The sequence below is a fragment of the Egibacter rhizosphaerae genome (genome assembly GCF_004322855.1).
Classification (GTDB): domain Bacteria; phylum Actinomycetota; class Nitriliruptoria; order Euzebyales; family Egibacteraceae; genus Egibacter; species Egibacter rhizosphaerae.
The window spans coordinates 3,814,635-3,836,006 of record NZ_CP036402.1 but is presented as its reverse complement, the minus strand read 5'-3'; the positions used below and the strand labels follow the sequence as shown (position 1 = coordinate 3,836,006).

The following is a 21,372-nucleotide window of genomic DNA, read 5'->3' as shown; positions in this document are numbered from 1 at the left end:
CGCTCCTACTCGCCGTCGGCGTCCGCGTCGTCATCGTCCTCGTCCGTGCCCTTCTCGTCCTCGGACTCGCGGGCGGCGTCGTCCTCGTTGCCGTTGTTCCCGTCGTCCTGTGCGTTGTCGCCCTCGCCGTTTCCGTCGCCGTCGTCGCTCGACTCGTCGCCGTCCTCGTCCTGGTCGTCCTTGCCGTCCTCGGGTCCGTCGCCGTACCCGTCCTCGGACCCGTCGCCATCGCCGTCCTCGTCCGAGCCATCCTCGTCCGAGCCGTCCTCCTCATCGGAGCCGTCCTCGTCCGAGCCGTCCTCGTCCGAGCCGTCGCCGTCCTCGTCCGAGCCATCCTCGTCCGAGCCGTCCTCCTCATCGGAGCCCTCCTCGTCCGAGCCATCCTCCTCATCGGAGCCGTCCTCGTCCGAGCCATCCTCGTCCGAGCCATCCTCGTCCGAGCCATCGCCGTCCTCGTCCGAGCCATCCTCGTCCGAGCCGTCCTCCTCATCGGAGCCGTCCTCGTCCGAGCCATCCTCGTCCGAGCCGTCCTCCTCATCGGAGCCGTCCTCGTCATCGGAGCCGTCCTCGTCCGAGCCATCGCCGTCCTCGTCCGAGCCATCCTCGTCCGAGCCGTCCTCCTCATCGGAGCCGTCCTCGTCCGAGCCTTCCTCGTCCGAGCCGTCGTCCTCGTCGTCCTTCCCGTCCTCGTCCGAGCCGTCCTCGTCGTCCTCGTCGTCCTTACCGGCCTCGTCCGAGCCGTCGTCGTCCTCCTCGGACCCGTCCTCGTCCGAGCTGTCGCCGTCCTCGTCCGAGCCGTCGTCGTCCTCGGGCTGCTCGGGGGTCCCGACGCCCTCTTCCCACCACTCGCGCCACTCGTCGTCGGTCTCGATGAGCTCGGTCACCCCGTGCTGCTCGTCCTCGTCGAGCTCGTCCCACCACTCGGGGGGCTCTTCGCCCTCGGGCAGAGGTGGGGTAGCGGCCGCGGCGGTCGAGGCATCCTCGTCGTCCGCGTTCTCGGCCTCCCGGCCGCTGTCCTCGTCCCCGCCTTCGTCGGAGGCTCCCGAGTCCGAGTCGCTGCCGCCGTCCGAACCACTGCCGCCGTCCGAGTCGCTGCCGCCGTCTGAGTCGCTGCCGCCGTCCGAACCGCCGCCGCCGTCCGAACCACCGCCGCCGTCCGAACCACTGCCGCCGTCCGAACCGCCGCCGCCGTCCGAACCACCGCCGCCGTCCGAACCACTGCCGCCGTCCGAGCCGCTGTCCTCCTCGGCGTCATCGGAGGAGCCGCCGTCCTCGGTGTCCTCGCGGTCACGTTCCGCCTGGGCGAGCTCCTCGCGCAGCGTCGCGGCGAGCTTCGAGGCATCATCACCGGTCGAGGCGGCCCCGAATGCCGGTGGCCGCGGGCCCTCGGGGGGCTCCACGACGACCGGGCCGGGCCCGTCCGGCGCACTCTCGCCCTCGCTGGCGTCGTCAGTGCCGGCGTCGTCAGTGCCGGCGTCGGCGCCGCCGTCGCCTGCACCGGAATCCGACGCGCCACCGCCCTGCGAGCCCGATCCCTGGGAGGCGTCGGCGATGTCGCCCGAGCCACCGCTGGCCCCGGCGGAGGCGGCGTCGGCGGTCGCCTCACCGGACGCGCCACCCCCATCGGAGGAACCGCTCGAATCCTGGGAGTCGCCTCCGTCCCCGGCGCTGGTGTCGTCGCCGGACGACTCGTCCATCACCGCGGGCCCTGCGGCATCCGCGTCGGGATCGGGCGGGATCAGGGCGAAGCCGTCCTCAGAGTTCGACCCTGCGTGGGTCGTGGGCTCGGGTCCCTCGTCCCCGAGGGGCGCCTGCGCGGCGTCGAGCTGTGGGGAGCCCACCATCTGCTCGACCCGGGCGGTCGGGAAGCTCAACAGGCCGCCGAACCCGCTGACCGCCACAACCATGGCAGTCACGAGCAGCAGCGACAGAGCAGCGGTCAGGAGCGGAGCGTTCAGCCGGATTCCCATGCCCGCGCTATCGGCACGCCGCTGCCCGGCCTTGACCCGCTCCTCCGAGATTCACGGTACGCAGTCAGCCCCCGCGAGGCTCGGTGAAACGACCCTTTCCCCGTACGCAGGCAGAACACAAACCACACGCCCCGGGAGCAGCCTTCAGAGGGTTTTCGAGCCACCTCATGATACTACGCAGAGTAACACGAGCGTGTCCGTCTGGCGCACGCTCCTCGTCGAAAGGTCGGCCCGACGGGTCAGAAGAACCGGAACTTCGTCGACAGCTCGGCGCTGAACGCCATGATCACCGCCAGGTACATCAACCCGGTCGCGGCCTGGATCGAGCGGCCGCCCTCGTGGGCCAACTTCAGCACGAACGCGGCGATGAGCGCGCAGACGAGCACGAGACCGCCGGCCAGCCAGAGCGAGAATCCGGGGACGGCCAGGAACGGGCTGAACCCGGCGAGCGGTGGCGCCGGGTTGAGCGAGCTCAGACCCGCCGCCGCAGCTCCCGCCACGACCCCGGCGGCGTACCAACGGGCGCTGCGGATCATGTAGCGGTTGGTGAGCCGGCGTTCGAACAGGTACCAGTGCCCCAGCAGCAGGCCGAGCAGGGTCGAACCGAGGAACAGCGCACCGAGCCCGGCCTCGGTGACCGCGAGGAGGATGCGGTCCCCCCGGCTCGCAGCGGTGATCCCGAGCGCAGCGGCCGCTCCGAGCGTCGCGACATACCCGAGGAGGCGACTGACGGCGTTCTCGCCCGTGATGAGCGCGCCCTGCCAGAGGGTCAGCACGCCCGCGCTCGCGAGCAAGGCACCCGGTACCGCAGCCGCGAACCCGTCAGCCGCACCGACTCCGGAGGCCGCCTCGGCGACCCCGGCGCGTCCCGCCGCCCAGGCGCCCCAGGCGGCCAACGTGGCCGCAATGCCGGTCAGATGGATGAACGTTCGCCGGGTCGCGCCCCAGGCCCCGATGCCCCACAGGACCACCAGCGCACCCACGGCGGTCTGTGCCAGCAGCAGCGCGACCACCCCCAGGGGCCCGCTCACCGCGGCCTCCGGGAACGGTGGTCAGCGTCGAGCGCGCAGCCGACCTCGCAGGGACCGCGACGATCGCGGGCGGCGCAGCGGCCGCGGTGACCGGGGGCGGCGCAAGGGCCGCGGCGACCGCGGGCGGTGCGGCGATCGCGGGGACCGCGCTGCGTGAGTTCGAGCCGGGACAGCGCATCCATGCCCCCAGCGTCGCGTGACGGCTCGTCGGCCGCGAGGCGGTCGCGGGATCGGCCGGCGCGCACGGCCGGGAACGCCCCGCGAGCCGTCTCCCCTGCGGTGAGGGTCATGCGGCCTGGGTCTCGAGCCAGCGCAGCAGGGTGCGCACGCCCATGCCGGTGCCACCCTTGCCCTCGAGCTTGCCGTCGCCCTTCTCGTCGTACGCGGGCCCGGCGATGTCGAGGTGCGCCCAGGAACGCCCGGCGGTGAACTCCTTGAGGAACAGCCCGGCGACGATGGTGCCGGCCTCACGCCCCTTGCCGGTGTTCTTGAGGTCGGCGACGTCGCTGTCGAGGTGCTCGCGGTACTGCTCGGGCAGCGGCAGTCGCCACAGTCCCTCGTCGACCTGGTCGGCGGCCTGCTCGAGTGCGGCGAGCAGCTCGTCGTCCGAGCCCATGAGCCCGGCGATCTTGCCACCCAGCGCGACGAGCTGGGCACCCGTCAACGTCGCGATGTCGACCATCGCGTGGGGCTCCGACTCGGCGCCGTAGGCGAGCGCGTCGGCCATCACGAGCCGCCCCTCCGCGTCGGTGTTCATCACCTCGACGGTCTTGCCGCCCCGGTGGGTGAGCACGTCGGACACGCGGTAGGCGTCGCCGGAGACCATGTTCTCCGCCAGGGGCAGGAGTGCGGTGATCTTGACCTTCAACCCGAGGCGGGCCGCGGCGATCACCGTGGCGAGCGCGGTCGCGGCGCCGGCCATGTCCATCTTCATGGTCGCCATGCCGCTCGTCGGCTTCAGCGACACGCCGCCCGTGTCGAACGTGATGCCCTTGCCGACGAGAACGACGTGGCGGTTGGCGCCGCGCGGAGCGTGCGAGACCTCGACGAGCCGCGGCGGCTCGTCGGAGCCCTGCCCAACCCCGAGGATCCCCCCGAACCCACCTGCGATCAGCGCCTTCTCGTCGTGGATGGTCACCTTGCAGCCCGCGTCCTTGGCGAGCTGGCGGGCGTGCTCGGCGAACGCGGGCGGACGCTTGCCGGCCGGAGGCTCGTTGACGAGGTCGCGGGTGAGGCAGACCGCCTCGCTCGTCACCTCGCCCGCGCTGATGCCGTTCTTGATCTCGGCAGGCTTGAGCCCCTCCCCCGCGAGGACGACGACCTCGCCCAGGCCCGGTGCTTCGGGCGCTTTGGTGCGGTAGGTCGTGAACGCGTAGGAGCCGAGCGCGAACCCCTCGGTCACCGCCTGGGCGCGCGCGGCCGCGCCGACGTCGTCGCTCAACAGGTCACCGGGGACGACGACGGCGAGGTCCTCGTCCTTGGACGCTGCCCGCGCCGCGGCACCGCACGCCTTGCGGAGCGCACCGGCGTCGGGGGTCGAGCCGAGCCCGACGACGAGCGCCAACGGGGCCTTCGCCTTGCCACGGGTCGGGATCCGGGCGACGGCTCCCAGCTTCGCGTCGTAGTGCAGTGCCTCCAGCTCGCTGTCGAGGTTGACATCGAGCGCGCGCCCCAGCGCCTGCGCGTCGGTTCCGAGCTCGGGCTGGTCCTCGCCCTTGACGGCGAACACCACGACCGTGGCGACGACGGCGGCCTCGGGCGCCTGTTTGCGGAACGCGAACGTCGGCATGCTGGCTCCTCATCCGGTGACGACCGCGCAGTCTAGTCCGGCGGGAGCGGCGTGGCGCCGCGAGCGGGCCGTACCATGGCGACATGGTCGACCCGCACCCACCGGGGGAGCAGCCTCGGGCCGACGAGGCACCCGAGCCCGCCGCCACGCCCCCGACCCGGCCGGTGCTCGCGGACCTGCGCGACCACGTCGACTTCGCCGACGACGGCCCCGGAGGCCGGCGCGTGTTCACCACGGACGTGATGGCGCTCGACCTCGTATGCCTTCAACCTGGCCAGCACGTGGGAGCCCGCGAGTATCCGTCCGCCGACGTCGTCTACACCGTGCTCGGGGGCAGGGCCTGGGTCGTCACCCGCGACGCCGAGGTGACCCTCGAGCCGATGCACGCTCTGCTGGTTCCGGCGGGCGTGACCCACGGCTTGCGCAACGACGCCGCGGATCCCCTGCTCCTGCACGCGACCGCCAGCCCGCCCGAGGACCTGCCGCTGCTGGCCGAAGGACCCATCGCGCGTCCGGTGCACCGTGGCGAGCGACCGCGGGTCGGGCTCCTGGACCGTCTCCGCCGTGTCCTCGGCGGGCCGGGCTGACGAGCGACGACGCAGCTACCCGTCGTCGGGTTCGGGCACCGGCTCGCCCGGCTCGCTGGGCGCCTCGGGCGGGCTGTCATCACCCTGCCCCTCGCCGTCGGGGGCCTCCGGCGGTTCGTCCTGCTCGCGCGGGTCGGCCGGATCCGACGGGTCGGCTTGATCCGGGTCGGCTTGATCCGGGTCGGCTTGATCCGGGTCGGCTTGATCCGGGTCGGCTTGATCCGGGTCGGCTTGATCCGGGTCCGGGGGCCTGCCGCGATCGTCGGGGAGCGGGACGAGGTCGAACGAACCCGACAGCCTGCCGTCGGGCAGCTCGAGTCGGAGCCTGCCCGCGTAGCGGCGGAACTCCTCGACGACGTCGACGCGCAGGGTTCCGCCCTGCGCGCGGACACGGTCGTTGGCGCCGAGTTGGACGTCGATGACCGCGTGCTCGGTCACGTCGTCACACGTCGGCCCACGGCAGTCCGAAGCCGCGACGTCCAGCGTGTCCCCGACCTCGAGGACCTCGGGGTTCTCGATCGAGAGCACGAACACCTCGCCGCCCACGGCCCGACTGATCGCGCACACGTCGGTGCCGGGACCGAATCGGGGACTGCAGTCGCCGACCACGAGCTCGGGCGCGCCGTCGTTCACCGTCACACGGGCCCCGTCGACGTCGCCGGTGAGCTCGAGGCCGCTGCCAGCCTCCCGCGAGTCGTCCACCGCAGCGGTCCCGCACGCCGAGAGCACCACCAACGCGCCCAGGAGCACACCGAGCACCGCCACCTTGCGCACGTCGGCCACGGTACCGTCGAAACGCGGGAACGGGGTGCTTACTCCCCCTGGATTCTCGCGCCGACACAGGTGAACAGCGGACCCGCGCGGTAGAACGGCGGGTATGAGTGATCTCCCGATGCACGGCGTCAACCCGACCCACCTAGACCCGCCCCCGGAGGAGGCAACGGTCGCCCTCGAGCGGGCACGCACCGCCGACGACCCCCGCGCCGCCCTTCGGCGCGTGGTGGCCGTCCACCCGACGTTCCTCGCCGCATGGGCCGAGCTCGCCGAGAACGCGCTCGAAGAGGGCGATCCCGTCGCGGCGTACGCGTTCGCGCGCACCGGTCACCACCGCGGCCTCGACGCGCTCCGCAAGGCCGGTTGGAAGGGCCAGGGGCCGGTGCCGAGCGACCACGAGCCCAACGTCGGGTTCGTGCACAGCGTGGACGCACTGCGGCGCGCCGCTCGTCAGATCGGCGAGGAGGACGAGCGTCTCCGGTGCGAGCACTTCCTCGTCGAGCTCGACCCCGGTGGACGATTCGACCCGCGTCGGTAAAGGAGGCCCGGCGTGCTCTCGGCGCGCACCACGGTGATCGCGGTCCTCGCCGCCACCGACGAGGAGGCCGAACGGGCGGTGTCGACACTCGCCACGGCCCGCAACGTGCGGCGCATCGACGTGCCCGCCGACGAGGCCGACGCGTCCAGCAGTCCCGCCGGTGGCGCCGGGGAGGGCGCGGACCTCCCTGTGGTGAACACGAGCGACCCGGCGCACCGAACCGCGGCGGTGCTGGCCGAGGCCGCGCGAACCCGCGCGCCGTACGCGGTCCAGCGCCTCGACCCGCTCGAGGACGTGGCGTGGGCCTGGCGGCGCTTCTTCGATCGGCTCGGTGGACACGGCGAGCTCGAGGTGGCGGTCGCCGACACGCTGCGGCGCTGGCGGGCCGGAGCGCTCGAGCTGCCCGACTACTACCTGGCCGTCGAACCGGACACCTGGCCGCCGACCCTGCGGCACTGGGTACTGGGCATCCTGCACGGCACCGCACCCCACCGGGTCGTGCCGGTGTCCGCGCCGCCCGCCCCGCCGGTACTCGCACGACTCGACGCCGGTCGTTGGTGGCCACCGCTCGATCGGCTGCTATCCGGCCTGCGGGAACGCGCGCCCGAAACGTTGCAGGGTTCGGGGCGTCGCGGGGCGCACCTGCTCGATCCGGCCGGCCGTGCCCACCCACCGGCGGCCGAGTTCGCGGGCACGGGAGCCGCCCCCGACGCGCCCGAGGGCTCCGGGGGGTTCCCGACGTTGGACGACCTCGCGCGGCTGGAGGGAGGCGAGGATCTGGAGGAGGGCGAGGACGCGGACGATCAGTCGGGCTCCGACGGCCTCGACGAGTAGCCCGGGTTGGTCCGCATGGCTCGACCAGCAAGCCCTGAAGCCGTGAAGGGGGTGGTGCGCGTGGTCGTCGTCGTGCTGGCGATCGCCCTGGTGGTCATCGGTCTGGCCGCCGGGTTCCAGCGACGGCTGATCTACCTGCCGATGCCCGCGGACGTCCCGCCGGCCGACGAACGGCTCCCGGAAGCGGAGGAGGTGGTGCTCACGACCGAGGACGGCCTGGACCTCGGCGCCTGGTACCTCGCGCCCGACGAGCCCCGCGCGGCAGTGCTCGTCGCCAACGGCAACGCGGGACATCGCGGCCTGCGGGCCCCGTTGGCCGAGCGACTGGCCGCCGAGGACCTCGCGGTGCTCCTGTTCGACTATCGCGGCTACGGCGGCAACGAGGGATCACCCACCGAGGAGGGCCTCGCCCGCGACGTCCGGGCCGCCCATGACCACCTCGTCCACGAGCGGGGACACGATCCCGGCCGCGTCGTCGCGTTCGGTGAGAGCCTCGGGACCGGCGTCGTCACCGAACTCGCCACCGAGCGGGAGGTCGGCGCGCTCGTGTTGCGCTCGCCCTTCACGGATCTCGCCGCGGTCGGCCGCCAGCACTATCCGTTCCTGCCGGTGCGCACGCTCCTGCGGGACCGCTACCCCGTCGCGGAGCGCGTGGCGCGACTTGATGTCCCGGTCGCGGTGGCCTACGGCACCGACGACGGGATCGTACCGGCGGAGCTCAGCCGAGAGGTGGCCGGGGAGGCTCGCAACCTCGTCGGCCACCGGCCGATCGAGGGCGCGGACCACAACGACGCGGTACTGCTCGACGGCGACGAGGTGATCGCCGCGGTCCGCGACGCGGTCGATGCGCTCGACGGGTGACGCGCGACCCTCGACACGCTGAGGGCGGCACGCACCCGGGGACGGTGGGACACCCAGGGGCTCTCGCCGGAGCAGGAAACGGTGGGTGGGGAGCGGTGCGCGGTCGGCGGACGCGCCGCGCTGCGCCCGATCGACATGCTCATCTAAGCGCAAGATCCCGCCCCAGGTTGCAGACCCTCCTCGCCGTCAGCTTGCACCGGATCGACATGGTCGGTCTGTCGCGAGAGTTTGCTCGGAAACGACGAACACAATCGGCTGCAGCCCCCGGCCACCGCCCCGCGACACCGCCCGACCACCACCCACGACACCGCCCGATCACCGCCCACGACACCCCCGGCCACAACGCCCCGCGACACCGCCCGACCACAGTGATGCACGATGCGGCTTCACGCCGACGCGGCCCTGCTCTCCGAACCACCCATCGCCCGAAGGGCGTGGCCACCAGCGTGTCCGCTGCCGCCTTGTCGGCTAGCCTGCGCGGCGCCTGCGGGCCAGGCCGCCGCGACGCAGACCGAGCCGACGGCGTCGCGCGCCGCCCGCCCAGACCACACCAGCCAGAACGGAGCAACGGCGATGTTTCTCGAACTCAACGGCGTCACGCACCATTACTCCAGTCAGGGGCAGGGCCCACCGATCGTCCTCGTGCACGGGCTCGGCGGCGACCTCCACGTCTGGCACGGGGTCACCGAGGCGCTGGCCCTGCACCACCACGTCGTCTCGCTCGACCTGCGAGGGCACGGACGCAGCGACGCCGGCAAGGGGGCGTTCTCGGTCAAGACCTGGGCACAGGACGTGGAGGCCTTGATCTCCGCCCTGGAGCTGCCACCGGTCACGCTCGTGGGCCACTCACTCGGCTCACTGGTCGCGCAACACCTCGCGGTCAACAAGCCCGAGAGCGTCGACCACCTCGTGCTGCTCGGGGGGATCAGCTACTTCGAACCGCCGATGCAGCAGGCCTACAACGAACGCGCTGACAAGGTCGAGGCCGAGGGCATGGACTCGCTCGTCGACGACTGGGTGTCCGGCGCCCTGGCTTCCCGGACGCACGCGAAGTTGCCGCAGGTCACCGGGCTGCTGCGCAGCATGTTTCTGCGCAACGACCCCAAACAGTACGCGAAGTCGTGCCGGGCGCTCGCGAAGGCACCGAAGGTCGACCGATCGGCGATCGGGCAGCCGACGCTGCTGCTCGTCGGCGACCACGACCGGTCCACGCCCATCGCGATGACCGAGGAGCTGCACCGGGAGATCCCCGTCTCGGAGGTGCGGGTCGTCCCCACCGCATCGCACTGGGCGGCGCTCGAACAGCCCGACGGGATCGCCGCGCGCGTCCTTGAGTTCCTGACGTAGCGGCCACCGCTGCCGCGGCGTTGCCGACCATCCGATCGCTACCCGCAGCGTTGCCGACCATCCGACCGCTGCCCGCAGCGTTGCCGACCTCACCCGACCGCTGCCCGCAGCGTTGCCGACCTCACCCGACCGCTGCCCGCAGCGTTGCCGACCTCACCCGACCGCTGCCGGCCTAGCGACCGCCCGAGCCGGCATCCCCGAGCCCCCGGGCCACCGCCCGCCGATGGGTCCGGCGCGGCCGGGGTACCTTACGCACCGTCGGGGCGCGCCTGCTCGTGCTGCTGGTACCGGGCAACGAAGCACACGAGGAAGTCCTCGGCCGACACCCGCGCGTCCGGCACCACGCCCACTCGCGGACCGACCTCCGACGCGATCCGGCTCGCGAGGTCCGCGCGAGCCTGTGCCGTGAGTTGTTCCCGGCGCTCGAGGAAGGTGCGCGCCGCCCGGTAGTCCTCACCGGTCGCGCCAGTGGGGTCGAGCCGGTGCGCGAATCCCTCCAGGCCGGGGGGCACGTCGACGACCATGGCCCGCACCCGGCGACGCGCGGAGGGCGCCCGCACGACGACGGTCCCCGCCGCGTGGTCGCCGAGCCGCTGGCCCCGGCGTGAGAGCACGCTCACGATCACCGCAATCAGGCCGCTGGTCACCCGCAGTTCGACGAGTCCGATCGCGGCCCGGATCGCGGCGTGACGGAACCCGATCGGCGACCCTTCGACCGTCAGCACCTGCAGCCCGAGCATCGCCTTGCCGGGCGTACGGCCTCGCCACAGGCTCTCGAACGCGGTCGGATAGCCGAACAGCATGAGGAACACGAGGACGATCGCTGCGGTCGGGCCGAGCCATTCGGCGGCGCCCAGTGCCGGTCCGCCGAAGACCACCGCCAGCTGCGTTACCAGCATCAGGACACCCATGATGAGGAAGTCGACGATCGCGGCGATCCCACGCGTGGCGATCGTCGCGTCCGCGAACCCGAGCCGCACCGCCTCGGGGGTGACGACCTCGCCACCGACGCCGTCGGTGGGCAACGGGACACCCGCGGTCGCGCGCTGCGTGCTCGGATCACTCGCCACTGGTGTGGTCTCCTGCGTCGCTCGGCGATGGCCGTCCGGGCCCGGCAGCGCCCGCGCCCGTTCCGCATCTATCCTGCCATCATGACCATCGACGGGTTCATCCGTATGCACGAACACGAGTGGGAGGAGCTGCGCGACCTGCTGCGCCGCGCGAGCCGGGACGGGCGCTCGCTCTCACCCGACGAGCTCGAGCGCCTCACTGCCCTCTACCAACGCGTGGGCACGCACCTCTCCCTCGCGCGCGCCCGCTACGCCGACCCCGGATTGGTCACCGAGCTCTCGTCGCTCGTCGGGCAGGCGAGCTCGCTGCTGCACGGACGCCGCGTGGCGTCATGGCGGCAAGCCGCGCGCTTCTTCACCCAGACGGTCCCGGCCGCGCTGTGGCTGGCGCGACCGGCCATCGCCGTCTCGACCCTGCTGTTCGTCGTGCCCGCCGCCGCCTTCGGACTCTGGCTGACCCAGAGCCCGGAGGCGTTGCAGGCGTTCGCGCCCGAGGAGTTGCGCGAGATCTACGTCGAGGAGCAGTTCGCCGACTACTACACCGACCTGCCGTCGACGCAGTTCGGCGCGGTGGTCACGACGAACAACATCCAGGTCGCGATCGCCGCGTTCGGCGCCGGGGCGCTGCTCGCGCTCCCGAGCGCCTACGTGCTCGTGCTCAACGGGCTCAGCGTCGGCGGCGCATGGGGCATGATGGCGGCCGGCGGCGAACAACTGCAGTTCTGGACGCTGATCCTGCCGCACGGACTGCTGGAACTGACCGCGATCTTCGTGGCCGGCGGCGCGGGCATCCACCTCGGATGGGCGCTGATCGATCCGGGTGATCGGCCGCGCTCGGTCGCATTGCGCGAGGCCGGCCGGCGAGCGGTGAGCATCGTCATCGCCCTGATCGCCGCGTTCACGGTCGCCGGGCTCATCGAGGGGTTCGTGACGGGCGCCGAGTGGCCCGCCTGGGTACGGGTCGGAATCGGCGCGGTCGCGTGGCTCGCGTTCGTGCTGTACGCGGTGGTGCTCGGTCCCCGCGCGGCGAAGGCCGGTTTGACGGGCGCGATCGGCGAGGAGCCGATCGCGCCGCGGCGGCAGCGACCCGAACCCGCCGCATCCGTGCGTCCCGCCACCGCGGCTGGCTGACGCCCGGATGCGGCGAGCCCGGCACGCCGTCGCCGGAGACCGCGTTCATGGGCGCTGGCCGCATCAGAGACGGCCCGCCAGCTTCGTCCGGAGACCGCCTTCAGGGCGCTAGCCGCATCAGAGACGGCCCGCCAGCTTCGTGTCGAGATAGACATCGGCGAGGCGGGCGGCGAGTTCGTCGGGGGTCGCGTCGACGACCCGGGCACCGGCCCCGCGCAAACGCGCGGCACTGCGGCGGCGCTCGTCTATCGCGGCCGCAGCCGCCGCCTTGCGGTAGGCGCCGTCGGCGTCGTCGGGGCGCATCCGGGCCCACGTCGTCACCTCCGGATCGCGGATGCCGGCGACGACGACGAGGTGATCGCGAGCGACGAGGGGCAGTGCCGGCAGCAGGGTCGCCGCCATCGGCTCCTCCGCGAGTTCGGTGAGGACCACGAGGAGGGCACGCCGAGGAAATCGAGCCAGCGCCTCCACGAACGCCCCGCGATAGTCGCTCTCGTCGAGGACCGGATCAACCGTGTGCAACGCCGCGGCCACGCGCTGCAGTTGGTCGTTGTGGCCACGAGGGGGCAGCACCGCGCGAACCCGATCGGCGAACGCGACGAGGCCGACCGCGTCGCCGAGGCCAGTGGCGACCCGTGTGAGGGCCAATGCGCCGTCCATGGCGTGGTCGAGGCGGGGCACGGTCCACGGGTCGCCCCGGGAGAGCCGCGCCCGGCCGTCGGGCAGGGCGAGCTGACCGGCCATCGTCCGACCGCTGTCCACCAGCACGAGAACGGTCTGATTCCGCTCGGGGCGGAAGGTCCGCACGATCGGCTTGCCCACGCGGGCGGTCGCGGCCCAGTCGATGTGGCGGAACTCGTCGTCGCGGGTGTACTCCCGCAGCGCCTCGAACTCGGTGCCGGCGCCCGCGCCCTGCGCCAAACGCAGGCCCGTGCGCAGCTGCGCGGACCGCAGCTTCTGCTCGGCGACGTTGCGCGAACGCAGTGGCGGGTAGACGCGCAACTCCCCCGGGACGTGCTGGGTCGCCTGCCGGGCAGCGAGACCGAGCCGACCGTACACCCGCACGGTCAGTGGTCCCAGCTCGAACCGACCTCGCCGCTCGGGTCGGATGCGCGTCTCCATCCCTCCCCGGCCGTGCGGGGGGAGCTCGAAGCTGACCCGACGCCGACCGGCCCGCAGCGAGGGCTGCAGGGCGTCAGCGATCCCCGTGCGCACCCGGTGGCCGACGGGGTTGTGGACGCGCCAGACGATCCGGCCCTCCGCTTCGAGGGTCAGCACCGGAGGGAGCTCACGGCTCACCGAGAGTCTCGCCGGATCCGGAGCTCGCGCCGCGTCGATCACCGCGATGCCGACGAGCACCAGCGACAACCCCAACGGCGCGGGCCACCAGGTGAGCCAGGCGACGTCGGTGACCGCTCCCAACAGCGCGGCGAACGGAGCGAGCGCAACCGCGACGAATGCGAGGCGCGGAGTCGGGACCGGAACCGCGCGCAGGAACCGCTCCCAGCTCAGCGGGGCACCTCCGTTCGTTCCAGCACGCCCGCCAGCACTCCGTCGCTGGTGGCACCCTCCAGCTCCACCTCGGGGCGGAGCTGCAGCCGATGACGCAGCGTCGGAGTGGCGACGGCCTTGACGTCGTCGGGGGTGACGAACCCGCGGCCGGCGAGCAGCGCCCACGCCTTGGCGGCGTGCAGCAGCATCGTGGCGCCGCGGGTACTCACCCCGAGGATGACCTGCGGCGACTCGCGCGTGGCCCGGCACAGCTCCACCAGGTAGTCGCTGACCCGATCCTCGACCTCGATGGCCTGCACCGCGCGCCGCGCCTCGGTCAGGTCGGCCGGGCTCGCGACGCGACGGATGTCGGCGGTCGCGAGGTCGTGGGGATCGAGGCCTCGGTGGTGGCGGCGCACGATGTCGCGTTCCTGCTCGGCACTCGGGTAGCCGACGACGAGCTTGAGGAGGAAGCGGTCGAGTTGGGCCTCCGGCAGCGGGTAGGTCCCCTCGTACTCGATCGGGTTCTGCGTCGCGACGACCAGGAACGGGTCAGGCAGCGGTCGCGGGGCCCCCTCCACGGTGACCTGCCGTTCCTGCATCGCCTCCAACAGCGCGGACTGCGTCTTCGGGGGCGTGCGGTTGATCTCGTCCGCGAGCAGCAGGTTGGTGAAGGTCGGTCCGCTGCGGAACCGGAACTCCCCCGTCTCCTGGAAGAAGACCGTCTGCCCCGTGATGTCGCTCGGCATGAGGTCGGGGGTGAACTGCACCCGGGAGTTGTCAAGGTCGAGAGCGGCACCGAGGGCCTTGACGAGCAGGGTCTTGGCGGTGCCCGGCACTCCTTCGAGCAGCACGTGCCCGCGCACCAACAACGCCGTGAGGAGCCCGGTGACGACGCCTTCCTGGCCGACGACGATCTTGCTGACCTCGGCGCGCACCCGGTCGAGGACCTCCTGCGTTTGTCCTGGGTCGGGGGGACCGGAGGCATCCGGGTCGGGGGGACCGGAGGCATCCGGGTCGGGGGGACCGGAGGCATCCGGGTCGGGGAGACCGGAGGCTCGACCCGGTGCGCTCGGGTGGTCGTGCTCGTGCTCGGACACGGGGACCTCCTGTGGGGGTGATGGGGGTCGGAAGGGCGCTGGGGACGGCTGCCTACGTGAGGTGACTGGGGGACGGCTGCCTACGTGAGGGCGGGCGCGTGGCCTTCGACCGCGGCGCGCACGTCCTCGAGGTCGCGGGCCAGGCGCAGCAGTTCGGCGTCCTGTTCCGGTTCGGGCGCCACGAAGGCGCGTTCGGCCTGGTCGGGGTCGGCACCGGCGGCCACTGCGGCGGCGGCCAGTTCCCGGGGCGGGGCGTCGGGCGCGAGCCCGAGGCGCTGGCGCAGCTGCGTCGCGGTGTCCGCACGCAGACGCCGAGCCGCGTGTGCCGCGGAACCGCTGACCTGCAAGAGCTCACCGACGGCGACGACGAGCTCGGATCCGGGCAGATCGACCGGCTGGGGCTCGCTCACCGGTCTTCCGAGCCGGCGGGCTCGCCATCCGATGACGACGAGTGCTGCGACGACGACCTGTGCGAGCAGTGCCCACACCCAGCCCGGGACGAGCGGAAGAACCCCATCGATACCCATGCCCTCGCCTTCGAGCGCGAGCTCGCCCGGCGGCAGGACCGTGACCCGCGCCTCGTCCCCCGGCAACAGGATCGCGACGGCGAGCGCGGCGTGGTCGGCTCGGGTGAGCTGGGAGTTCACCAGCCATTCGGACGAGCCCACGCTGACGACACGGCCCTCTCCTTCCGGGCTCACGACGAGCCACGGGCCGCCGTCGACGGGGAAACAACCGACCTCGCCGTCGTCGGGCTCGAAGGGGAAGCCGCTGGCGCGGACCCCGCCGATCCCGTCGAAGGCCGCGACGGGACAGTCGGGGCTCGGCTGGAGCGTCACACCTCCGCCGGGGACGGCGACGTCGGTCTCCATCTCGGCGGCCAGCTCACTGCCGGGATCGGTGACGAGCAGGGTGGCACCGGCCTGCACCGCCCCCTCGAGCGCCTCGCGCTCGGCGCGCTCGAGGTCGTCGGCGAGGAGCAGGGCCGCGTCCACGTCGTCGGCGACCTCACGATCGACGTCGACGTCCGCGCCGAGCTCGTCGAGCACGTCGACGACCGCCTGCGTGCCCATCGGCCCGGTGGAGGTTGGCTGCAGGGGCTCCTCGTCGGCGTCGCGCGCCCCCCACCAGCCCGCCACCGCCAGGCCCACGACCAGCAGGACCCCGATGATCCACCCGCGCCGGCTCACGATGGGGCTCCCGTCCCGACGGTGCCGCGTGCCGCGGTCGTGGAGCCGAGCAGCGCTCGGATCTCGGCGTCGCGTGCCCGAACGTCCTCGACATCGTCCGGCCCGACCGGCTGGTGCCCGTACCAGGCGGCTTCGAAGGCGTCGGTGGCGGCCTCCAGGGGAGATGTGAACGCGGGGGCGTCCTCGGAGACTGCCGCGAGGTACTCGCGTGGGGTGCGTCCCGGTACCTCCTCGACGCGTTCGGCGGCGACGAGCTCGGCCAGCAGCGCCCGATAGTGGCACCTCAGGGCATCGCGCCATTCGCCGTCGTGTTCGTGCGCCTCGGCCAGGGAGCGCCAGGACGCGGCCGTTCGCCCTTCCAGCGTGTCGGCGCGTGCGCGCGTGCCGGTGGAGGCCCGCACGCGCCGCAGGGCGCGCACCAGCAGAACCACCGCCAACACGATGCCGCCGGCGAGCACGAGCAGACCCAACATCGCAGCGACGTCCCCGCCGGCCGCACGGTCGATCAGCTCGAGGAGCGCGTCGACGATCGTCCACCAGATCCGTTCGAGCAGCCCCGGCTGTGCGTCCGAGTACTCCGGCCGCGCCAGGACCTCGTCGGCGGTGTTCCGAGCCTCGTCGGACTCCCGCGACGGCTGAGGTAGGTCAGCCAGAGCCGCCTCCTCGCGGATCCCCTGATGGGCCGCCGCTCTCGCCCGGTGGGCGCCGGCCCCACCCCTGGCCCTGCTGACCGGGTGACGACCCGCTTCCCTGCTCACCGGACGGCGGCGCGTACCCCTGCTGACCGGACGGCGGGCCGTACCCCTGCTGACCGTGCGCACCCCAACCCCCGGCGGAACCGGGCTGTTCCCACCAGGGCCGAGGCGGCCCGCCACCGTAGGACGCCGCGAGATCGGTACCTTCGGTCCGTGCGCGCAGGTCGAGGTACACGAGGGTGAGGGCGACGGGCAGGAAGGGGGTCACCAGCACCTCGGTGACGGTCATCACGATCGCGCTCCCGGCCGCACCGGTGAACATGCCGACAAACTGGAGCGGGCTGAGCACGAGCGTCAACACCCAGTACAGGAGGACCAACAGCAACACGCGGCCGAGGGTGGGCCAGTAGCGGCGGCGCACGAGCTCCGACGAGCGACCGAGCGCGCTGAGCGGACCACGCCCCTCGAGCATGACGGCCGGCGTGACGATCGCGAACAGCACGTACAACGCCGCGAGGCCGAAGATGGCCGCCGGGACGAGCGGGATCAGCAGGAGGCCGCCCACGAGGCCACCCACTCCCACCAGGACCCCGAAGAACAGGACGAGGAGCAACCCGAGGATCAGACCGACCAGCGCGAGCAGGACGCGCGCGCCGACGAGCACGTGGAGTCTCCTCGCGGCCGCACCCAGCGCGGCTCCGATGCCGCCCGTGTCCTGACCGACCTGGTCACGTCCGATGAGGTACACGACAGCGCCCGCGATGAACGGGCTGATCACGATCGTCTGCACCAGGGCGAGCATGAACGTCGCGCCGAGCTCCGCGGGGCTCACGATCTGCGTGGGGTCCTGTCCGGGCTCCACGGGATCGGTGAACTCCTCCAGCGGCATCGCCCCCGGATCCACGCCGAGTCCGAAGTAGACGATGTTGAAGGGGATGAACACCACGGCGGCGACGCCGAACACCGTCTTCCAGTTCCGCAGGATGGTGCGCACGGTGCCGTCCAGCAGGTCGCCGACCGACATCGGCCGCGAACCACCCGCGCTCGGTGAACCGGGGGGCGCGGCGCCTCCGTGTGGGGGCGCCCAGCCACCAGACGGCGGCGTCGCGTATCGGGGCTCAGCACCGCCGATCGGCGGTGCGCCTCGGTTCGGATCCCCGCTGGATTGCCCGCCCCAGTTCGGATCCCCGCTGGATTGTCCGCCCCAGTTCGGATCCCCACTGGATTGCCCGCCCCAGTTCGGATCCCCGCCCTGGTCGGGCGACCGTGGTGAACCGCCCTCGTCGTCGGTCGGTCGCCCGCCGCTCGTTGGGTCGCTCACGGCTCCCCCGTTTCACGCATCGTCGGACGGCGCGGGCCTCGCGCCGCGGGGGCAGGATAGCGGCAGCGCAGGCGCGCACCGATCCTCCCGCGGGAGGATTCCGACCGATCACACCACGCGAAGGATCCGCATGCGACTCGGCCAGCACGACCTCGACCTGCGGCGCAGGGTCGCGGTGATGGCGATCGTCAATCGCACCCCCGACTCGTTCTTCGACCGAGGCCGCACGTTCCCGCTGGACACCGCCGTGGACGAGGCCCTCGCGCACGTGCGGGCCGGCGCCGACCTGATCGATGTCGGGGGGGTGAAGGCCGGACCGGGCGAACCGGTGACACCCGAACAGGAGCACGAGCGGATCGTTCCCTTCGTCGAGGCCGTGCGGGAGCGCACGGACGCGCCGATCTCGGTCGACACCTCCCGGGCATCGGTCGCTGCGGCCGCACTCGATGCCGGCGCACAGCTCGTCAACGACGTGTCCGGCCTCGTCGAGCCGGAGATCGCCGATATCGTCGCGGCGCGCCCCGGCACGGGGCTCGTCGTGATGCACCCGGGTGGGCCACCACGGACGCGACCCTTCCGACCGTCGTACGACCCGGACTGCACGACCGACGTGGTGCGCACCTGCGCCGCCCTCGCGCAGGTGGCACGGGAACGCGGGGTCGACGGCCAACAGCTGCTCGTCGACCCCGGACACGACTTCGGCAAGACGACCTTCCAGTCGCTCGAGGTGACGCGTCGACTTCCCGAGCTGGTCACGCTGGGCCATCCGGTGCTGGTCTCCCTGTCGCGCAAGGACTTCCTGGGGGAGGCGATCGGCGGACTCCCGCCCGAACAGCGGCTGGAGGCGAGTCTCGCCTGCGCCGCACTGTGCGCCCAGCTCGGGGCTCGAATGGTGCGCGTCCACGACACCACGGCCACCGTCCGGGCACTGCGCGCGACCGAGGCCATCCTCGGCTGGCAACCGCCGCTCTCGGCCATGCGTGGCCTCGACTGAGCGACGGTTGTATCAGCGGCCGCCCTCGCGGCCTCTCCCCGGGCGAATCCCCAATGGGACGCGTTGCCGGCGGGATGCCGTCACGCAGCCCGACACGATCCGACCGAGGGCGCAATCGCTCTCACTACCCCGACGGAGGTGCGATCAACGGCCCACGACCGATCCGCGGGGCGGGCGACAGCGTGCACGGGGCGCGCGCCGCGGGCGACCAACCCGATGGTCCGCTGCACGACGGGGCGGCCAGGCCGCAGGGGGCGCCGAGAGCGCTCCTACGCCGGAATCGAGGAGCGCGGGGCGATCCGAACCCCAGCTCGGCCGGCCCGGTCACCCAATCCACCTGACGGGGGACTGACGGTCTCGGCGCGCGGGTGTGCTAGACCCTCCGCCCATGGGGGCCATCGGGTTCGCCGATGACAGAGATCACGTTGCGGTCACCGACCCTTGGCGCACGGTCAGGATCAGCGGATTCAACACGCTTGAGAAGGAGCTGACGTCGCATGCAACACCCACGATCGATCCCCGGGATCCCCGGCTGCGCCCCTCCGCTTCAGCGACACGGCCGTGGCCGCGGTCGGCACGCGGACAGGCGTAGTCGCCTACTCGCCCGCTTGCCCTCCGGACGCAGCGAGCCCCGACCCCACGGACAGCCGCCATGGCACGGCCGCAAGTTCACACCCTCGATGCGCACGGGCACGACCCGGGGCCCCCGGTAGCGTCGCCTCAACGCGGTTCAGCGTCGATCCGGGATCACCCTCGCGGCGCGAGGCCGAGCGCATCGAGGAAGCCCTCGTCCACTGCGGCGAGGCGCTGTTCGGCCCGCGCTCTGGCCACAGCGACCGCCTCGCCATCGGCGACCGGTTCGACCACCTCGAGATAGCACTTGAGCAACGGCTCGGTGCCCGACGGGCGCACCTGACAGCGGCTGCCGTCCGCCAGCTCGAGTGCCAGGAGCTCGGTCGGCGGTGTGCCGAGCGACGTGCTGGCTCCCGCTCCGAGCTGGTATCGCGCACCCTCCCGGTGATCGACCAGCGCCTCGACCCTCACACCGGCCAGTTCGGCCGGAGGCTGCTCGCACAGGCGTCCGAGCGCGGCCTCCACGAGGGTGTCGCCCCCCTGCTCATCCAGGCGGATCGAGCGGCCACCGGTCGCGTGCAGTCCGTGCCGTCGCGCCAACGCATCGAGGGCGTCGGGCACCGCGCGGCCCTCGTCCGCGAGGCGGGCGACGAGGTCGGCGAGGAGCAAGGCGGCGCTGATCCCGTCCTTGTCCATGACGACGTCCCCCGCCATCACCCCGAGCGCTTGCTCATAGCTCAGCACGTGCCGGTACCCGGCGGCGGCCTGCTCGGCAGCCACGCGAGCCAGCCACTTGAACCCCGTCAGGGTCTCCGCGTGCGCCACGCCGTGGTGCGCCGCGATCCGTGCCAGCAGCCGGCTCGACACGACCGTGGTACCGACGTACCGCTCGGGCCCGGCTCCGTGTGCGAGCCGGTCCTCGGCCAGCAGGCAGCCCAACTCGTCCCCGGACAGGCGTCGCCAGTTCCCGGGATCCGCGGCGTCGGTGGCGGCCTCCTCACCGGCGACCTCCTGAGGGGCGGCTGCCGGCGGCACCGCGGCGGCGAGGCGATCCCCGTCCGGATCGGTCGCGATCAGGAGGTCGGCTCCCACGGCGGCCGCCTCGTCGAGGGCCGCGTCGAGCGCGCCCGGCTCCTCGGGATTGGGGAACGCGACGCTGGGGAAGTCGGGATCGGGATCGGCTTGGCTCGCCACCAGCCGGACGTCGTCGAACCCCGCCGCAGTGAGGACCGAGACGAGATCGGCACCGGCGACGCCGTGCAGGGGCGTGGCGACGATACGCAACCGGCGCCGAGCGGCCCGCACCTCGTCGGTCACCGGCGGGGCGTCGGGTGAGTGCTCGACGAGTCCGTGCACGGCGCGGTGGTAGGCGCGACGGAGCTCACCGGTCGCGTCGGCATCGGGCGCCGGCGCGGCGTCCTCGGGGATCGTCAAGGCACCCGGCGCAGCGGCCCGGTCCATGGCCTCACTGATCTCGACATCGAGCGGCGGAGCGATCTGCGCCCCGTCGTGCCAGTAGACCTTGTAGCCGTTGTCCTGCGGGGGGTTGTGGCTGGCGGTGATCTGGACCGCGGCCGAGGCCCCCAGATGCCGGACGGCGAAGGCCAGCAGTGGGGTCGGGACCACGCCGTCGAGCCGCACGACCTCGAACCCGCCGGCCGCGAGCACCGCCGCCGTCTCCTCGGCGAACGCCTCCGACTGGTGGCGCGCGTCGCGGCCCACGACGACCCGTTGACCCTCGGGCGCCGCCTCCACCGCAAGCCGGGCCGCGAGCCCCGCCGTGACCCGGCGCACCACGAGCCGGTTCATGCGGGCCGGACCTGCACCGAGCGCACCGCGGATCCCGGCGGTGCCGAACTCCAGAGGCGCCTCGAACCTCGCCGCCAGTGCGGCGTCGTCACCCCGCTCGAGCAGGACCCTGAGCTCCTCGCGGGTCACGGGATCGGGGTCCTCGGCGATCCAGGCCCGCACCCGCTCGTGGAGCCCGCCCACGGGCGCCGCCTCGACGGCTCCCTCGGCGGCTCCTGGTTCCGGTCGGACGGGCCCACCGGACTCGGGGCGTTCTTCGGGCATCAC

19 protein-coding genes are annotated in these 21,372 nt (G+C 72.8%); 8 read left to right on the top strand and 11 right to left on the bottom strand.

Features of this window, described 5'->3' with window-relative positions; all coding sequences use genetic code 11:
- Positions 1 to 5 precede the first annotated feature (5 nt).
- Both ER308_RS21805 and ER308_RS17635 read right to left on the bottom strand, forming a co-directional pair.
- Entirely contained in the window at positions 6 to 1,970 is a 1,965-nt protein-coding gene (locus ER308_RS21805) for a hypothetical protein (protein WP_165492215.1), read from the bottom strand.
- Positions 1,971 to 2,209: 239 nt separating this feature from the next.
- A complete protein-coding gene (locus ER308_RS17635) occupies positions 2,210 to 3,001 on the bottom strand; it encodes a hypothetical protein (RefSeq protein ID WP_131156204.1) in 792 nt (263 codons plus the stop codon).
- A gap of 17 nt (positions 3,002 to 3,018) precedes the next feature.
- Between ER308_RS17635 and ER308_RS17630 the strand changes: the two genes are divergently transcribed.
- Entirely contained in the window at positions 3,019 to 3,201 is a 183-nt protein-coding gene (locus ER308_RS17630) for a hypothetical protein (protein WP_131156203.1), read from the top strand.
- Positions 3,202 to 3,287: 86 nt separating this feature from the next.
- Here the strand turns inward: ER308_RS17630 and ER308_RS17625 are convergent, their stop codons facing one another.
- Positions 3,288 to 4,790: a leucyl aminopeptidase gene (locus ER308_RS17625; protein WP_131156202.1), complete on the bottom strand. Its 1,503-nt coding sequence runs from the start codon at positions 4,788 to 4,790 to the stop codon at positions 3,288 to 3,290.
- An 83-nt stretch (positions 4,791 to 4,873) separates the two neighbouring features.
- On the opposite strand from ER308_RS17625, the gene ER308_RS17620 reads away from it, so the two are divergent.
- Positions 4,874 to 5,377: a cupin domain-containing protein gene (locus ER308_RS17620; protein WP_131156201.1), complete on the top strand. Its 504-nt coding sequence runs from the start codon at positions 4,874 to 4,876 to the stop codon at positions 5,375 to 5,377.
- A gap of 15 nt (positions 5,378 to 5,392) precedes the next feature.
- Here the strand turns inward: ER308_RS17620 and ER308_RS17615 are convergent, their stop codons facing one another.
- Positions 5,393 to 6,151, bottom strand: coding sequence for a hypothetical protein (locus ER308_RS17615; protein ID WP_131156200.1), 759 nt, complete (start codon positions 6,149 to 6,151; stop codon positions 5,393 to 5,395).
- A gap of 103 nt (positions 6,152 to 6,254) precedes the next feature.
- On the opposite strand from ER308_RS17615, the gene ER308_RS17610 reads away from it, so the two are divergent.
- The 4 genes from ER308_RS17610 (at position 6,255) to ER308_RS17595 (ending at position 9,731) form a co-directional block, all read left to right on the top strand.
- Positions 6,255 to 6,689, top strand: a complete 435-nt coding sequence (locus tag ER308_RS17610) for a DUF3151 domain-containing protein (RefSeq protein WP_131156199.1) — start codon at positions 6,255 to 6,257, stop codon at positions 6,687 to 6,689.
- 12 nt (positions 6,690 to 6,701) lie between these two features.
- Positions 6,702 to 7,523 carry a hypothetical protein gene (locus tag ER308_RS17605; protein WP_131156198.1) on the top strand — a complete coding sequence of 274 codons (822 nt, stop codon included), beginning with the start codon at positions 6,702 to 6,704 and terminating at the stop codon, positions 7,521 to 7,523.
- Between the two features lie 15 nt (positions 7,524 to 7,538).
- Positions 7,539 to 8,384, top strand: a complete 846-nt coding sequence (locus ER308_RS17600; protein ID WP_205745703.1) for an alpha/beta hydrolase — start codon at positions 7,539 to 7,541, stop codon at positions 8,382 to 8,384.
- Between the two features lie 573 nt (positions 8,385 to 8,957).
- On the top strand, positions 8,958 to 9,731 hold the full coding sequence (locus ER308_RS17595; RefSeq protein WP_165492214.1) for an alpha/beta fold hydrolase: 774 nt from the start codon (positions 8,958 to 8,960) through the stop codon (positions 9,729 to 9,731).
- A gap of 248 nt (positions 9,732 to 9,979) precedes the next feature.
- Here the strand turns inward: ER308_RS17595 and ER308_RS17590 are convergent, their stop codons facing one another.
- Positions 9,980 to 10,801 (bottom strand): RDD family protein, encoded by an 822-nt coding sequence (locus tag ER308_RS17590; protein ID WP_165492213.1) that lies wholly within the window; start codon positions 10,799 to 10,801, stop codon positions 9,980 to 9,982.
- 81 nt (positions 10,802 to 10,882) lie between these two features.
- Here ER308_RS17590 and ER308_RS17585 point away from each other — a divergent pair, with 81 nt between their 5' ends.
- Complete coding sequence (locus ER308_RS17585; RefSeq protein WP_165492212.1) at positions 10,883 to 11,932, top strand: stage II sporulation protein M; 1,050 nt, start codon at positions 10,883 to 10,885, stop codon at positions 11,930 to 11,932.
- 117 nt (positions 11,933 to 12,049) lie between these two features.
- On the opposite strand, the gene ER308_RS17580 is transcribed toward ER308_RS17585, so the two are convergent.
- From ER308_RS17580 to ER308_RS17560, 5 genes are all read right to left on the bottom strand, one after another.
- Positions 12,050 to 13,354, bottom strand: coding sequence for a DUF58 domain-containing protein (locus ER308_RS17580; RefSeq protein ID WP_131156194.1), 1,305 nt, complete (start codon positions 13,352 to 13,354; stop codon positions 12,050 to 12,052).
- 86 nt (positions 13,355 to 13,440) lie between these two features.
- Complete coding sequence (locus ER308_RS17575; protein ID WP_420826260.1) at positions 13,441 to 14,361, bottom strand: AAA family ATPase; 921 nt, start codon at positions 14,359 to 14,361, stop codon at positions 13,441 to 13,443.
- A gap of 242 nt (positions 14,362 to 14,603) precedes the next feature.
- Positions 14,604 to 15,713, bottom strand: coding sequence for a DUF4350 domain-containing protein (locus ER308_RS17570; protein WP_131156192.1), 1,110 nt, complete (start codon positions 15,711 to 15,713; stop codon positions 14,604 to 14,606).
- Complete coding sequence (locus tag ER308_RS17565; RefSeq protein ID WP_131156191.1) at positions 15,710 to 16,186, bottom strand: DUF4129 domain-containing protein; 477 nt, start codon at positions 16,184 to 16,186, stop codon at positions 15,710 to 15,712. The genes ER308_RS17570 and ER308_RS17565 overlap by 4 nt, the downstream gene beginning before the upstream one ends.
- A 172-nt stretch (positions 16,187 to 16,358) precedes the next feature.
- A complete protein-coding gene (locus tag ER308_RS17560) occupies positions 16,359 to 17,432 on the bottom strand; it encodes a hypothetical protein (protein ID WP_131156190.1) in 1,074 nt (357 codons plus the stop codon).
- Positions 17,433 to 17,859: 427 nt separating this feature from the next.
- On the opposite strand from ER308_RS17560, the gene folP reads away from it, so the two are divergent.
- On the top strand, positions 17,860 to 18,723 hold the full coding sequence (gene folP / locus ER308_RS17555; RefSeq protein ID WP_131156189.1) for a dihydropteroate synthase: 864 nt from the start codon (positions 17,860 to 17,862) through the stop codon (positions 18,721 to 18,723).
- A 747-nt stretch (positions 18,724 to 19,470) separates the two neighbouring features.
- On the opposite strand, the gene ER308_RS17550 is transcribed toward folP, so the two are convergent.
- The gene (locus ER308_RS17550) at positions 19,471 to 21,369 is read right to left on the bottom strand and encodes a phospho-sugar mutase (protein ID WP_131156188.1); all 1,899 of its coding nucleotides are present in this window, start codon (positions 21,367 to 21,369) and stop codon (positions 19,471 to 19,473) included.
- Positions 21,370 to 21,372: the final 3 nt, after the last annotated feature.

Excerpts from the sequence above, each read along its gene's own strand:
- ER308_RS21805 (WP_165492215.1), bottom strand. The coding sequence starts at position 1,970 with ATGGGAATCCGGCTGAACGCTCCGCTCCTGACCGCTGCTCTGTCGCTG.
- ER308_RS17585 (WP_165492212.1), top strand. The coding sequence starts at position 10,883 with ATGACCATCGACGGGTTCATCCGTATGCACGAACACGAGTGGGAGGAG.
- ER308_RS17595 (WP_165492214.1), top strand. The coding sequence starts at position 8,958 with ATGTTTCTCGAACTCAACGGCGTCACGCACCATTACTCCAGTCAGGGG.
- ER308_RS17550 (WP_131156188.1), bottom strand. The coding sequence starts at position 21,369 with ATGCCCGAAGAACGCCCCGAGTCCGGTGGGCCCGTCCGACCGGAACCA.
- ER308_RS17560 (WP_131156190.1), bottom strand. The coding sequence starts at position 17,432 with ATGTCGGTCGGCGACCTGCTGGACGGCACCGTGCGCACCATCCTGCGG.
- folP (WP_131156189.1), top strand. The coding sequence starts at position 17,860 with ATGCGACTCGGCCAGCACGACCTCGACCTGCGGCGCAGGGTCGCGGTG.
- ER308_RS17610 (WP_131156199.1), top strand. The coding sequence starts at position 6,255 with ATGAGTGATCTCCCGATGCACGGCGTCAACCCGACCCACCTAGACCCG.
- ER308_RS17600 (WP_205745703.1), top strand. The coding sequence starts at position 7,539 with ATGGCTCGACCAGCAAGCCCTGAAGCCGTGAAGGGGGTGGTGCGCGTG.
- ER308_RS17565 (WP_131156191.1), bottom strand. The coding sequence starts at position 16,186 with ATGTTGGGTCTGCTCGTGCTCGCCGGCGGCATCGTGTTGGCGGTGGTT.
- ER308_RS17625 (WP_131156202.1), bottom strand. The coding sequence starts at position 4,790 with ATGCCGACGTTCGCGTTCCGCAAACAGGCGCCCGAGGCCGCCGTCGTC.
- ER308_RS17620 (WP_131156201.1), top strand. The coding sequence starts at position 4,874 with ATGGTCGACCCGCACCCACCGGGGGAGCAGCCTCGGGCCGACGAGGCA.